At 40.3% G+C, this 14,025-nt stretch carries 9 protein-coding genes; 6 read left to right on the top strand and 3 right to left on the bottom strand.

What is annotated here, in order from left to right; genetic code table 11:
* Positions 1–77: 77 nt before the first annotated feature.
* The gene (locus tag BUC20_RS12035) at positions 78–3,065 is read left to right on the top strand and encodes a glycoside hydrolase domain-containing protein (protein ID WP_073231128.1); all 2,988 of its coding nucleotides are present in this window, start codon (positions 78–80) and stop codon (positions 3,063–3,065) included.
* A gap of 77 nt (positions 3,066–3,142) precedes the next feature.
* Here BUC20_RS12035 and BUC20_RS12030 read toward each other — a convergent pair whose 3' ends face one another.
* Positions 3,143–6,517, bottom strand: coding sequence for a TonB-dependent receptor (locus BUC20_RS12030; protein WP_073231127.1), 3,375 nt, complete (start codon positions 6,515–6,517; stop codon positions 3,143–3,145).
* A 332-nt stretch (positions 6,518–6,849) separates the two neighbouring features.
* Between BUC20_RS12030 and lpdA the strand changes: the two genes are divergently transcribed.
* The 3 genes from lpdA to BUC20_RS12015 all read left to right on the top strand — a co-directional run bounded on the left by lpdA (position 6,850) and on the right by BUC20_RS12015 (position 9,777).
* Entirely contained in the window at positions 6,850–8,238 is a 1,389-nt protein-coding gene (gene lpdA / locus BUC20_RS12025) for a dihydrolipoyl dehydrogenase (protein WP_073231125.1), read from the top strand.
* Positions 8,239–8,320: 82 nt separating this feature from the next.
* Positions 8,321–9,160, top strand: coding sequence for an MBL fold metallo-hydrolase (locus tag BUC20_RS12020; protein ID WP_073231795.1), 840 nt, complete (start codon positions 8,321–8,323; stop codon positions 9,158–9,160).
* 287 nt (positions 9,161–9,447) lie between these two features.
* A complete protein-coding gene (locus BUC20_RS12015) occupies positions 9,448–9,777 on the top strand; it encodes a YegP family protein (protein WP_073231123.1) in 330 nt (109 codons plus the stop codon).
* A gap of 72 nt (positions 9,778–9,849) precedes the next feature.
* Here the strand turns inward: BUC20_RS12015 and BUC20_RS12010 are convergent, their stop codons facing one another.
* Positions 9,850–9,993, bottom strand: coding sequence for a helix-turn-helix domain-containing protein (locus tag BUC20_RS12010; RefSeq protein WP_084528764.1), 144 nt, complete (start codon positions 9,991–9,993; stop codon positions 9,850–9,852).
* A 476-nt stretch (positions 9,994–10,469) separates the two neighbouring features.
* Between BUC20_RS12010 and BUC20_RS12005 the strand changes: the two genes are divergently transcribed.
* Both BUC20_RS12005 and BUC20_RS12000 read left to right on the top strand, forming a co-directional pair.
* Positions 10,470–11,330: a sigma-70 family RNA polymerase sigma factor gene (locus tag BUC20_RS12005; protein ID WP_062547391.1), complete on the top strand. Its 861-nt coding sequence runs from the start codon at positions 10,470–10,472 to the stop codon at positions 11,328–11,330.
* A 107-nt stretch (positions 11,331–11,437) separates the two neighbouring features.
* The gene (locus tag BUC20_RS12000; RefSeq protein WP_073231120.1) at positions 11,438–12,886 is read left to right on the top strand and encodes a glyceraldehyde-3-phosphate dehydrogenase; all 1,449 of its coding nucleotides are present in this window, start codon (positions 11,438–11,440) and stop codon (positions 12,884–12,886) included.
* A 70-nt stretch (positions 12,887–12,956) separates the two neighbouring features.
* On the opposite strand, the gene BUC20_RS11995 is transcribed toward BUC20_RS12000, so the two are convergent.
* Complete coding sequence (locus tag BUC20_RS11995) at positions 12,957–13,940, bottom strand: potassium channel beta subunit family protein (RefSeq protein WP_073231118.1); 984 nt, start codon at positions 13,938–13,940, stop codon at positions 12,957–12,959.
* Positions 13,941–14,025 lie beyond the last annotated feature (85 nt).

Raw genomic sequence — 14,025 nt, 5'->3', positions numbered from 1 at the left:
ACGATTGCGTTGATATATTTTCTATATGGAGATGAATAACTCCTAATTTTAAATATAAAATCAACATAACCCTTCGTATGAAAAAATATCTGGTACCCTTTGTTTTAATTTTCCTTGGCGGTAGTGCCAGCGCTCAGGAATTAAAATACAGCAATGGAAATGATGCCTGGAACCCAGACTCATTGGGCAATCACCGTGTAATTCTTAATGTCAGCAGCCCCGGAAAGGTCGCTAAAGCAATTATCCCATGGAGACGAAAGGACCTGCAGCCAGAGCAAAAAGAGATCTGGGTAGTGGATGCCAAAAGCAACCAGAAAGTAGCTTATGTAAAAGTTACTGAAATCAACAGAGAACAGGGAACCCTTTATTTTGAACCAAGCACCGGAGCGGGGACCTATTATGTCTATTACATGCCCTATAAGGTAGATGGCCGTTCCAATTATCCGAATGCGGGTTACTTGAAAAGATCGGTCAACAACAGTGACAGCTGGCCTAAATCTACTGCACAACTGGCCCAGGTTAAGATACAGGAAATCCAATCGATAAATGCGATGAACAGCTATTATCCGATGGAAGTAATTGCAACCTCAAAAGAAACCAAAGACCTGATTAAACAACATCCTGAAAAATCCTATTTTGTATTTCCGGAAGACCGTCTGAATCCGATAAAGATGACCACAGACCTTCCACAGCGATGGATTTTAAAAGGAATAAAAAGCAGTTTTACTGCAAGTGCTGCTAAAGGAGAAAACTTTGCTTTTCAACTGGGTATTTATCCGGTTAAAGCAGCACTCAACAATGTTGAAGTACGCTTTACTGATTTAAAAAGTAAAACTGGAGGGAGAATTCCTGCCCATCTCCTCTCCTGCCTGAATACAGATGGAACCAACTGGAACACCCAACCTTTACATAAAACCGTAAATGTAGCCAAAGACAAAATACAAGCCCTTTGGATCCTCGCCGATCTTCCAAAAAATATAGCTGCAGGCACCTATACCGGAACAGCAACCGTTTCTGCCAATGGGGAGAAGAGTACTGCAATACAGCTCAATATCCAGGTGAGTAATCAGGTTGCCCAGGAAGGCGGAATTAACGAACCCTGGAAACAAACACGCCTGACCTGGCTAAACTCTACCCTTGCACAAAAAAACGAGGTCATTGCGCCTTATATTCCTTTAGTCGTAAAGGACAAAACCATTTCCCTGCTGGGCAGACAGGTCTCATTAAATAAAGACGGTTTACCTGCACAGATACAGACCTTCTTTACGCCTGAGATGACAGAACTGTCTGCCATCCCAAAAGACATTCTGACCGAGCCGATCCACTTCCATGTGATCCGGACAAATCATAAAGACATCAGCTGGAAAAACGAACCTTTAACCTATACGGAAAAACAAGCCGGAACGGTACAATGGAATACGACCAATACTTCCGACAGCCTGACGATGCAGGTAAACGGTTCTCTGGAATTTGATGGCTTTCTTTCTTATACCGTCCAATTGATCGCCCGTGAGGACATCAGTCTCGAGGATGTTCGTTTGCACATCCCATTTACCCAGAACGCATCGAAATACATGATGGGCTTAGGACTTAAAGGAGGCCACAGACCCGATACCCTGAAATGGAAATGGGATGTCGCCAACAAAAACCAGGATGGTGCCTGGATCGGAGATGTTAACGCAGGTTTACAGTATTCTTTAAGAGACAATCATTATGTCCGCCCGCTCAACACGAATTTCTACCTGCAAAAGCCATTGATCCTGCCTGCTTCCTGGGGAAATGAAGGCAAAGGTGGAATCCAGGTGTTTAAGAAAGGGAATGCCATTCTTTCTGACAACTACAGTGGAGCGAGGACGATGAAAAAAGGAGATACCCTGAATTACAACTTCACTTTGCTCATCACCCCATTCCATACCATCAATACGGATTTTCAATGGAGCAACAGGTTTTATCATAAATATGATAACCTGGATACGATCAAAGCTACGGGAGCAACGCTGATCAATATCCACCACGCCACCCCAATCAATCCATTTATCAATTATCCTTTCATTGCCCATAAAGAGATGAAGTCTTATATCAATGAGGCACACCTGAAAGCACTTAAGGTGAAAATCTACAATACGGTAAGAGAGTTGTCTAACAGTGCTTACGAGACTTTCCCGCTACGTAGCCTTGGACATGAGATTTACTCACCTGGCAAAGGTGGTGGGTATTCCTGGCTACAGGAACATCTGGGTGAAGACTATATCGCGGCCTGGTATGTGCCTGAAATCAAAGATGCAGCAGTAGTGAACAGCGGCATGAGCAGGTGGCATAACTATTATGTGGAAGGCATGAACTGGCTGGTACAGAACGTGGGCATAGATGGCATCTACCTGGATGATGTGGCCTTTGACAGAACTACCATGAAACGGATCAAAAGGGTATTAACCAAAGATGGACACCCGGGAATTATTGACCTTCACTCTGCCAATCAATACAATAAGAGTGATGGTTTTAACAACAGTGCCAACCTTTACATGGAACACTTCCCCTACCTGAACCGCCTGTGGTTTGGAGAATATTTTTACTATGATAAGAATAGTCCGGACTTCTTCCTGACAGAGGTTTCAGGTATTCCTTTTGGTCTGATGGGAGAAATGTTGCAAGATGGAGGAAACGCCTGGAGAGGAATGATATATGGCATGACAAACAGGATGCCATGGAGCGATGGGGCTGATCCACGCCCGATCTGGAAAGCATGGGATAACTTTGGCATGCAGGGCAGCAAAATGATTGGCTACTGGGTGGAAAATAACCCGGTGAAAAGCAATAATGCGAATGTACCAGTCACGATTTATAAGAAAGATAAAAGTGTATTGGTAGCCCTGGCCAGCTGGGCCAATGAGGATACCAAGATCAAGTTGAATATTGACTGGAAAGCATTAGGAATTGATCCTGCGAAAGCGACGATTACTGCAGCAGAGATTAAGAACTTCCAACCTGCAGCGAGTTTTAAAGATCAGGAAGAGATAACGGTGCCGAAAGGAAAGGGCTGGATGCTGGTGATAAAAGAAAAATAATCTTCTGATGCCCTGTTAAAAAAAAGGATTGCTGATGATCAGCAATCCTTTTTTTATTTAAATGAATATGGTTTGTGTTAGTTAAAGTTATAACGAACACCAAATTGCATGTAGTAAGTAGAAAGGAAGGTTTGATTGTCGCTGAAAGATTTTTTCACTAACTCATCATCGAAGTCTGCCAATCTAAATGTTGGTTTAGTCGTACCTCCCATAGTGGCAGCATTAGCAGGTTGTAAAATACCCGGCGTATTTACTCTCTTCATAGTACCCCATTTTTTATTCAACAGGTTACCAAAATTCATAAAGTCTGCGGTAAACTGAAATGAGTTTTTCTTACCGGCAACATTTCTAAATACTTCCTGAACCAATTTCACATCAAAACGATGTAACCAAGGCATTTTCCCACCATTACGTTCTGAATATTGTCCCTGACGAGATTTCAGGTAATCATCCTGACCTACATAAGCGAAGAATGCATCACTTTGTTCCTGAGGAGTCCATGTTTTGCTTTTTCCATTACTTAAAGTAATTGTTTTAGCTGCAAATGTGATTTCGGAAGGATCTTTTGGAACATAGATCAAATCATTTGTTTGTCCGTCACGGTTAAAGTCTGAGCTATAAGCATAAGTGAACCTATCCTGAATAGACCCAACATAGAATACACTGATTGAAGTTGCAAGATTTTTCATATATTCTTTCCTATAAGAAAGGGACCCTACAATTCTGTCTGGCAATAGGTTACTGCTGTAACTTAATGAAGGAATATTGGAGTTTCCATCAGTCTGAGGAATTGACCATAAGTTTTGTAATTGATCACCTGCACCGTTACCGAAGTTACGGCCATCACTATGAGTATAAGCAACCATTGCAGAAAGTCCGTTACTGAACTGTTTCGTTAATTGTGCCGTAACAGACCAGTTATAACCACCTTTAGCATTATCCAATACTGTCGAGTTTAAAGCAGCAGCATCGTTTGTTACTCTTTTTCCATCTACAGTGATACTACCTTTAGGTTGTCCCGGATAAGGAAGCGTTCCTGAAGCAACAGGTTTTCCGTTAATTAAAGGATTAACGAATTTATCTGTATTAAAGTTAGGATAAACCAATCTGTTATCAGGATATCCACTGATACCTAATGCTTGTGGGTTCTGTAAATTGATGTTTCTCGCAATAGCTGAATTTAAATCTTTAGCATAGATACCTTCAATAGTAGCTACAACGCCACCTGGAAGTCTAAAATCAACAGCTAAATTACTTTTCCAGGTTCTAGGAGATTTAAAGTTTGGAGAAATCGCACTAACCGGGTTAGGAATCGAAGTTCCACCCGCTGGTGGTGTTGCTGGCAAATAAGCGTTTGGATTTGGATTGAAAGGTCCAGGAGTATTGTTCTGACCTTCGTAAGTTTGTGTAAATTGCAACATACCAGAGTCACCGGATTGGGAAACGATCCAAACAAATGGAACTACGCCTCTAAAGATACCAGAACCACCACGAATTTGTAATGAGCGGTCACCTAAAGCATCCCAGTTGAATCCAAATCTTGGAGACCAAATGATGTTTGATCCTGGCAATACTCCAGTATCCATTTTCTCGCCATTAGCAAAAGTAAGTGGAGTTACCAATGGGTTTGATTTGATTTCATCAACACCAGGGAAAGAGAATTTCTCTACCCTTACACCAGCAGTAACTTTAAATCTATCAGTTACGTTGAACTCATCCTGTAAATAGGCCGAATATTGGTTGAATTTAAAAGTAGGATAAGCCTGAGCAAAACCTGGAGACAGAGAATAAGTAATTGCATAATCCCTAGGTTTAGCACCATTTACAAAATCGGCCCAGTTATTAAAAGTATAATAGCTTGTTCCAAAACGTTGGAAACCATTTTGAGTTTTACTGAAATCAGCCTGAACACCCAAAGTAATGTTATGTTTTCCCAAAGCCATAGAGAAGTTATCCGTAAATGAATAGGTCTTCACATCTCTCAAGTTACCATAAGTAAATGGCTCATAACCAAAAGTTGTCAGAGGAACACCACTACCATCCAAAATGTCTACTAAAGGAAAGATACCGCTATCTGTTGAACGTGGATCATTTTGGTGCGTCCAGCTACCGCGTAATACGTTAGAGAACTTACTTCCAAAAGAAGAGTTCAATTCACCTGCAAAAGAATAAAGATTTGCATCTTGATAATAGTTCGAGTTAGAGAACCACAGTGCATTTTTATCTGTACGGCCTGTTCCGAAAGTATAACCAGCAAACGGACTTCTAGAAGTACTTACTCCTACCGGGCTTTTACTTTCAACTTGATTATAACGTAAATTTAAGCTGTGATCTTTGGAAATATTCCAATCCAAACGGGCCAATAACTTATCATTATTACTCTTATTGCTGTAACCCTGATATACTCCCGGGTCGTAGTTATATTTTGATTTCAAATAGCTGCTCACTTCGTTCATAAAAGCCTCAGTAGGACGGGCAACATTATCACTTGATCCAAAAGGGTTTGCTGGAGTAGCAGCAGTTCTGTTCTGGCCTGGAGTAACTTCTTTATTAAATTCAGCGTTCACAAAGAAGAACAATTTATCCTTAATGATTGGACCACCTAAACTTACACCATATTGCTTTTGGGCATAAGGCTGAACATTGGAAATAGTATAATCTCCAATTTTAGTTCCTTGGTGATCTTGATTTCTCATAACATAAAAAGCAGTAGCAGAGAAATCATTTGTACCTGAACGGGTTACTGCATTAATGGAACCACCTGTAAATCCAGACTGTCTTACGTCATAAGGTGTTACGTTTACAGAGATTTGCTCAAGTGCATCCAATGAAATCGGAGCACCACCTGCAGGAACATTTCCTCCAATACCAAACTGGTTGTTGAAGTTAGATCCATCCACAGTGAAGTTACTTTGACGATAGTTACCACCACCGATTGAGTTACCATTAGATTGAGGAGTTAATCTCGTAATGTCATTCACACTACGTGAGATACTTGGCAAATTCTGGATTTGCTGTCTGGTAACTGTCGTTGTAGTCCCGCTTCTGTTTGAATTTAAAACAGAGTTTGGATTACTGGAAACAATATTTACCTCTGCCAATGTTGAACTGTTATCAGATAAGGTAGTGTTCAACACATAAGGTTCTCCTAATTTTACAAAGATATTATCAAATGTTTGTGGCTCGAATCCTACGTAGGTAACGACTACCTTGTAAGGACCACCAACTCTTAGGTTAGAAAGTGTAAACCTTCCATCAGCGTTTGACGTTACTCCATAGGAAGTTCCTGTCGGTGTATGTACTGCTTTAATACTCGCACCAGGCAGTGGCGCTTTAGTGTCTTTTACAGTACCAGTCATGTTTGTAGTTGTCACCTGAGCCATTGCCGAAGAGAACGTTCCCGCAACAACTAAGATCATAACTACGAATTTAATTAGTAATGATTTCTTCATACTTTTTTTAATTACTTTTCGTTTTTTTATGATATTCCAATATTAAATATCGCGACAAAGGTAAATATTAATTTATCCAGCGCCTCGATTCCAATGTTAAATTATTATTAAATATCACAATATTTTTCAACATTTAACACTTTATTTAACATCTCTAACCTTCAGTTTACCAGTAAATTGTTTTTCGGTTAAAAACCGTTCTCCTTCATAAAAATGTAACATATTCAAATTATATGACCTAAAAGGGGCTTTCAAAAATCTTAGAAGCGTTATTAATGAACAATTTTTTTAATTTTGGCAATTACTTAAGTTAAAATTCCTTTATATAAGATATGAACTACGATGTAATTGTAATAGGCAGCGGTCCTGGTGGATATGTAGCTGCAATAAGAGCTTCTCAGTTAGGTTTGAAAACTGCAGTAGTAGAACGCGAATCTTTAGGCGGAATCTGCCTTAACTGGGGTTGTATCCCTACCAAAGCTTTATTAAAAAGTGCACAGGTTTTTGAATACATCAACCATGCTGCTGAATACGGAATCAAAACCGCTGAAGCAGAAGCTGATTTTGCAGCTGTGATTAAACGCAGCCGTGGTGTTGCCGATGGCATGAGCAAGGGCGTTCAATTCTTAATGAAGAAGAACAAAATTGACGTGATCATGGGTACCGGTAAAGCTAAGCCTGGAAACAAGGTAGAAGTGAAAGCTGCTGACGGAACACAGAAAGACTATACTGCAACCAGTATTATATTGGCTACAGGTGGCAGGTCAAGAGAATTACCTAACTTAAAACAAGACGGTAAAAAAATCATTGGTTACAGACAGGCAATGGTATTACCTGAACAACCAAAATCTATGGTTGTTGTTGGTTCCGGTGCTATCGGTGTGGAATTTGCTTACTTCTATGCTACTTTAGGAACGAAAGTTACCGTGGTTGAATTCATGGAAAACATCGTACCTGTGGAAGACGAAGACATCTCAAAACAACTGTTACGCAGCTTCAAAAAAGCAGGTATAGAAGTGATGACTTCTTCGAGCGTTGAATCTGTAGACACTTCTGGTGCGGGTTGTAAAGTTCAGGTAAAAACGGCCTCAGGTATGCAGACTTTAGAATGTGATATCGTTCTTTCTGCAGCTGGTGTAGTAGCCAACATTGAAAATATAGGTTTAGAAGAAACCGGCATCAAAACTGAAAAAGGTAAAGTTGTTGTGGATGAATTCTACAATACCAGCGTAAAAGGTTATTATGCAATTGGTGATATCGTTCCAGGTCAGGCTTTGGCTCACGTAGCTTCTGCAGAAGGAATCATTTGTGTAGAGAAAATCGCTGGCCATAAACCAGAGCCTTTAGACTATAACAACATCCCGGGATGTACTTATTGCAGTCCTGAAATCGCTTCTGTTGGTTATACTGAAAAAGCAGCAAAAGCTGCCGGATATGAATTGAAGATTGGTAAATTCCCATTCTCTGCTTCAGGTAAAGCCAGCGCTGCCGGTGCTAAAGATGGTTTTGTAAAAATGATCTACGATGCAAAATATGGAGAATTGCTTGGCGCACACATGATCGGTGCCAATGTAACAGAACTGATTGCTGAGATCGTAGTTGCCCGTAAACTGGAAACTACTGGTCATGAAGTGCTGAAATCTGTACACCCACACCCTACCATGAGTGAGGCGATTATGGAAGCAACTGCTGATGCTTACGGTGAAGTAATTCACTTGTAAATCATCAATGAAATACAAAAAACCTGTTGAGCTTTCAACAGGTTTTTTTTTACTTTTATATTTTCCCTTAACCCAATGCGATATGAACTTACATACAATTGATACCGGATTATTTAAACTAGACGGAGGTGCCATGTTTGGGGTAGTTCCGAAATCCATCTGGCAAAAAACAACTCCTGCAGATGCAAATAATATGTGTACCTGGGCCATGCGCTGTCTGTTGGTAGAAGATGGCGACCGCCTGATCCTGATCGACAATGGGATCGGCGACAAGCAGGATGAGAAGTTCATGGGACACTATTACCTCCACGGAGAAGATACACTGGACAAGTCTTTAGCTGCAAAAGGGTTCTCCAGGGATGACATTACAGATGTGTTTTTAACGCACCTTCATTTTGATCATTGTGGTGGTTCCATTGTACGCCAGGGAGAAAAACTTCGTCCTGCATTTAAAAATGCATTTTACTGGAGCAATGCCAAACACTGGGATTGGGCAGTAAATCCCAACGACAGAGAAAAAGCTTCTTTCCTGAAAGAGAACATCCTCCCCATCCAGGAAAGCGGACAGCTCCGTTTTGTGGAAGATGTAGAAGGTGTTTCCTTTCATGAAGGAATCAACATCCGCTTTGCTTATGGCCATACAGATGCAATGATGCTTCCCCAGATTCAATATAAAGGTAAAACGCTGGTGTATATGGCAGATCTGCTGCCTTCCGTAGGGCACATTCCTTTGCCTTATGTAATGGCTTATGACATGTTTCCGTTAACAACCCTGACAGAAAAGAAATCTTTCCTTCAGGAGGCCTCAGAGAAAGAATACATCCTCGTATTGGAACATGATGCAGTAAATGAGTGTTGTACACTTCAACAGACAGAAAAAGGCATCAAACTGGATCAGACATTTGAACTGGCCAGTATTTAATAAAATTGCTTCTTGTTGCCCTATACGCTCCCTATACGCTCCCTACACGCTCCGTGGTTGGGAGGTAGTTCGAAGGTTATTGAGAGGTATCTGAAAGGTTAAAGAACTATGGAACTACCTCTCAGATATCTTCCAGCTACCTCTCACCTACCTTCCAACCCCGAAGAACGGACAACCCCCAATAACCTTAACAGAAAAATAATGTTCCTGATTTTTGTTTAACCTTTGTTTTTTTATAAATTGGATGATTAATGTCAACCTAGAAAAAAAAACTTAAATAAACGATTATGGGAAAATTCGAGATCAAAACAAGAAAAAACGGTGAATTTCAGTTCGATTTGAAAGCTGGTAATGGCCAGGTTATCTTAACAAGTGAAGGTTATACCACCAAAAGCAATTGCAACAATGGGATTGAATCTGTTAAAAAGAACTCACAAGATGACAGTAAATTTGACAGAAAAACTTCTACCAATGGAAAGCCTTACTTCAACCTAAAGGCCACCAACGGACAAATCATTGGAACCAGTGAAATGTATGAATCTGAATCCAGCCGTGATAACGGCATTGAATCTGTTAAAAAGAATGCACCTGAGGCAGAAGTTGTAGACCTTACCTAGTCGGCATAAAGATAAATCAGCCTGTTGGTTATTGGTTTTCCGATAAACTGACAGGCTTTATTTTTTCTGCCTTTATTCTTCCAGGCGGCAGTATTCCAGAAGATCTCCGGGCTGACAGTCCAGTACTTCACAAATTGCATCCAGTGTTTCCAGGCGCACCGCCTTCGCTTTACGGGTTTTCAGGATAGAAAGGTTAGGTATTACAATGATTGCCATAATTATGCCCTTAACTTCTGCCCTTCATCTGATCAATGTCCTTTTTTAAACACATCGTAAAATTTCAAAAGCGGGTTTATACCTGAAAAATCATTCTGCCAAAATAATTCGCAGGTCTTTTTTCATTTCTTTTCAATATTCTGTCTTTGGCAGAACATTAACCCGTTCGAGTTAAAAATTCCGCTTTAGGAAATTTTTACTTTCTGACTTCTGCAAGACAATGCATATTTCTATGCAAACATAAGGCATTTATTATTAATATTCAAAATATATTTATTGATTTACAATAAATACATGACTTTAATCAATAAGAGCTCAAAATACTGACAAAAGTATTTTGGAATAATTATTGCTGTTAAAATATTGTAGAAATAACAGTTGTAAACTGTAACATTTTCAGGAATTTATGTTTTCAAATTGCCTTTAAATTCTTACTTTTGCACGTTCAAACACATAACGAGTACCAAAGCATATAAATGAGACAACTCAAAATCACGCAATCCATTACCAATCGCGAAAGTCAATCTTTAGACAAATACCTTCACGAAATTGGTAAAGTAGATTTAATCACCGCCGAAGAAGAAGTAATATTAGCAAGAAAAATACGCGAGGGAGATCAGGCCGCATTAGAACGTTTAACAAAGACTAACCTACGTTTCGTGGTTTCCGTGGCAAAACAATACCAAAATCAAGGTTTAACATTAGGAGATTTAATTAATGAGGGTAACCTGGGTTTAATTAAAGCTGCAAAACGTTTTGATGAAACTAAAGGTTTCAAGTTTATCTCTTATGCTGTTTGGTGGATTCGTCAATCTATATTGCAGGCTATTGCAGAGCAAAGCCGTATCGTTCGTTTGCCATTGAACCAGGTTGGTTCCCTAAGCAAAATCAGTAAAGCATTCTCTAAATTAGAGCAGGAATTCGAACGTGAGCCTTCTCCGGAAGAATTGGCAGATATTTTAGAAACTACGGTTGATAAGATCTCTGACACGCTGAGCAACTCAGGACGTCACGTATCTATGGATGCACCATTTGTTCAGGGTGAAGAAAACACACTATTAGATGTGTTGGAAAATCATGAGCCAAATACAGATAGCAGCCTGATCAATGAATCTCTTTCTGAAGAGATCAAACGCTCGTTATCTACACTAACGGAACGTGAACGTGAAATCATCGTTCTTTTCTTCGGATTAAGTACCAACCACCCACTGTCTCTTGAAGAGATCGGAGAGAAATTTAACTTAACCCGTGAGCGTGTCCGTCAGATTAAAGACAAAGCCTTACAACGCCTTCGTCATACCTCAAGAAGTAAAATCTTAAAATCTTACCTGGGATAAGCTAAAGCTAAATCCGCTGGCTAAGCGAAATTATATAAGTGAAAAAGATTGGGTACTCGCTCAATCTTTTTTACTTTTGTGCCATTCTAACTAAATATATTCCACGCATGCTAAAGAAATACCAATCCGAATTCCAAAGTTGGATTGAAAAAGAAAAAAAAGCGATTGAATTGATTAATGTTGTTGGCCAATTGTGGTTCGACAGATCTATTGAACTGGTACTATTCCGTAAACCTTTATTTGATGTTGGAAGCAGTGAAATACTTGCGCATCACCAATATGCAAAAGAAGTAAGCGGCAAAGACATCAGCATTTATGAAACGCTGGAACTTGCCGTTACCATCTCCAAATGCAATCTCGCGCCATCACGTGTTGACATTGGCAGACTAGCTTCAGAATGGCTGGAAGACAACAACAATTACCCTACAATGCACGACTTTGTAGTGAGTAAACTCAGCAAACACATCGGCAAAGACAAAATGAGCCTGAAACCTAAAGACGTTGTACTTTTTGGTTTCGGCAGAATCGGACGTATCGCTGCACGTGAACTGATCCTTCAGGCTGGTAAAGGTGAACAATTGCGCTTAAGGGCAATCGTTACCAGAAGCTATAGCGATGAGGAACTGATCAAACGTGGCGAACTGCTACGCACAGATTCAATCCATGGTCCTTTCAATGGAACAATTACCGAGGATTTTGAGAACAAAGCACTGATCATCAATGGTCAGACGATCTACTTCATTGAAGCAAAACAACCTGATGAAGTTGATTATACGCTGTACGACATCCACGATGCCCTATTGATTGACAATACAGGGATTTTCCGCGACCGCGAAGGTTTGGGCAGACACCTGAATGCCAAAGGAATCAGCAAGGTATTGTTAACTGCACCGGCAAAAGGAGACATTCCTAATGTAGTTGCAGGAATCAATGACGGACATATCGATTATGCCAATGAAACGATCTTATCGAACGCTTCTTGTACCACCAATGCCATCGTACCAGTATTGAAGCTGATTGATGATGCTTTCGGAATCGAAAAAGGACATATTGAAACGGTTCACTCTTACACGAATGACCAAAACCTGTTAGACAATTACCATAAAAAATATAGAAGAGGCCGTGCTGCAGCATTAAACCTGGTGATCACAGAAACCGGTGCAGATAAAGCAGTAGCAAAAGTAATCCCTCACCTGGGTGGAAAGCTAACCGGAAATGCAGTGCGTGTTCCTACACCTAACGTTTCTCTGGCCATCCTGAACCTATCATTGAACAAAGTGACTTCAAAAGAAGAAGTGAGCGAGATCTTAAGACAAGCTTCCCTTTTCGGAGACCTTTCTGAACAAATCGAATATTCGATCTCTAATGAACTGGTAAGTACGGATTTAATCGGAAACAGTCATGCGTCTATCATTGACGGACCTGCAACGATTATGGCAAAAGACAACAAATCAGTTGTACTTTATACCTGGTACGACAATGAGTACGGTTATACCAGACAGGTGATCCGTCTGGCTAAAAAATTAGCTGGTGTAGTAAGGTTAACTTATTACTAAGCGTTTTGAACTCATAAAAAAGGGTGGTGTTTACAAAGAAACACCACCCTTTTTCAGTTAAAGCTTTTTATTAAAACTGTGGCAAATGTGGCTTGGTCTGCATAATATCCTCAATATTCCCCAGTACCTCTTCTGTTAACAAAGGAAGCACTTCCAAAGTAGTCAGGTTCTCTTTTAACTGTGCCGTCTTCGAAGCGCCTAAAATCACGGTACTCACATTTGGATTTTTAAGGCACCAGGCTAATGAGAGCTTCGCCAAAGGCACGTTCAACTGGTCTGCCAGCCCTTGCAGCTTTTCTGCTTTTTTCAGCTTCTCTTCGTTTAAAACGGCATCTTTTAGCCATTCCATCCCTTTAAGTTCCAGGCGGGTATCTTTCGTGTTTCCGGAAGTATACTTACCAGACAATAAACCTGAAGCCAACGGCGACCAGATCGTTGTTCCCAATCCGTATTCTTTAAACAACAAGAGGTATTCATTCTCCATCTTATTCCTTTCCAGCAGGTTGTACTGAGGTTGTTCCATTGTAGGACCAATCAGATTGTACTGTTTAGCTACCCTGATCGCTTCCATAATTTCTGAAGCATTCCATTCTGAAGTTCCCCAGTACAGGATCTTTCCTTGCTGCAACAAAGTATTCATTGCCCATACGGTCTCTTCAATCGGCGTGTTTTTATCTGGCCTGTGGCAAAAATAAAGATCAAGATAATCTACCTGCAATCTTTTCAATGCAGCATTACACGCTTCGATCACGTGTTTACGGGATAAACCTACCCTATTCGGCCCTTTATTCTCTGTTCCAAAGAACACTTTGCTGGAAACCACAAAAGACTCCCGCTCCCATTTACGGGATTTAAGAATTTTACCCATCACTTCTTCCGACTTCCCTTCGGCATAGCCCTCTGCATTATCAAAAAAATTGACTCCTGCATCGTAAGCAATTCCCATTAATTCATCCGCAGTTTTATCACTGATCTGTTGTCCGAAAGTAAGCCAGCTTCCCAAAGAAAGCGCACTCACCTGTAATCCTGATTTACCTAAACGTCTATATTCCATTGATATCTTATTTTTAATGTAATGAGCTCAAATTACCTCATATTTTAAAAACATTCAGCGCTCATTTAAGTTTTGACAATCACAT

The organism is Pedobacter caeni (assembly GCF_900129215.1).
In the GTDB taxonomy this organism is placed as follows: Bacteria; Bacteroidota; Bacteroidia; order Sphingobacteriales; family Sphingobacteriaceae; genus Pedobacter; species Pedobacter caeni.
The sequence above is the reverse complement of the archived record's forward strand: the minus strand, read 5'-3'. Positions and strand labels throughout refer to the sequence as shown.

What these genes read in the sequence shown, in the direction of transcription:
- BUC20_RS12035 (WP_073231128.1), top strand. Translation starts at nt 78, where the DNA reads ATGAAAAAATATCTGGTACCCTTTGTTTTAATTTTCCTTGGCGGTAGT.
- BUC20_RS12030 (WP_073231127.1), bottom strand. Translation starts at nt 6,517, where the DNA reads ATGAAGAAATCATTACTAATTAAATTCGTAGTTATGATCTTAGTTGTT.
- lpdA (WP_073231125.1), top strand. Translation starts at nt 6,850, where the DNA reads ATGAACTACGATGTAATTGTAATAGGCAGCGGTCCTGGTGGATATGTA.
- BUC20_RS12020 (WP_073231795.1), top strand. Translation starts at nt 8,321, where the DNA reads ATGAACTTACATACAATTGATACCGGATTATTTAAACTAGACGGAGGT.
- BUC20_RS12015 (WP_073231123.1), top strand. Translation starts at nt 9,448, where the DNA reads ATGGGAAAATTCGAGATCAAAACAAGAAAAAACGGTGAATTTCAGTTC.
- BUC20_RS12010 (WP_084528764.1), bottom strand. Translation starts at nt 9,993, where the DNA reads ATGGCAATCATTGTAATACCTAACCTTTCTATCCTGAAAACCCGTAAA.
- BUC20_RS12005 (WP_062547391.1), top strand. Translation starts at nt 10,470, where the DNA reads ATGAGACAACTCAAAATCACGCAATCCATTACCAATCGCGAAAGTCAA.
- BUC20_RS12000 (WP_073231120.1), top strand. Translation starts at nt 11,438, where the DNA reads ATGCTAAAGAAATACCAATCCGAATTCCAAAGTTGGATTGAAAAAGAA.
- BUC20_RS11995 (WP_073231118.1), bottom strand. Translation starts at nt 13,940, where the DNA reads ATGGAATATAGACGTTTAGGTAAATCAGGATTACAGGTGAGTGCGCTT.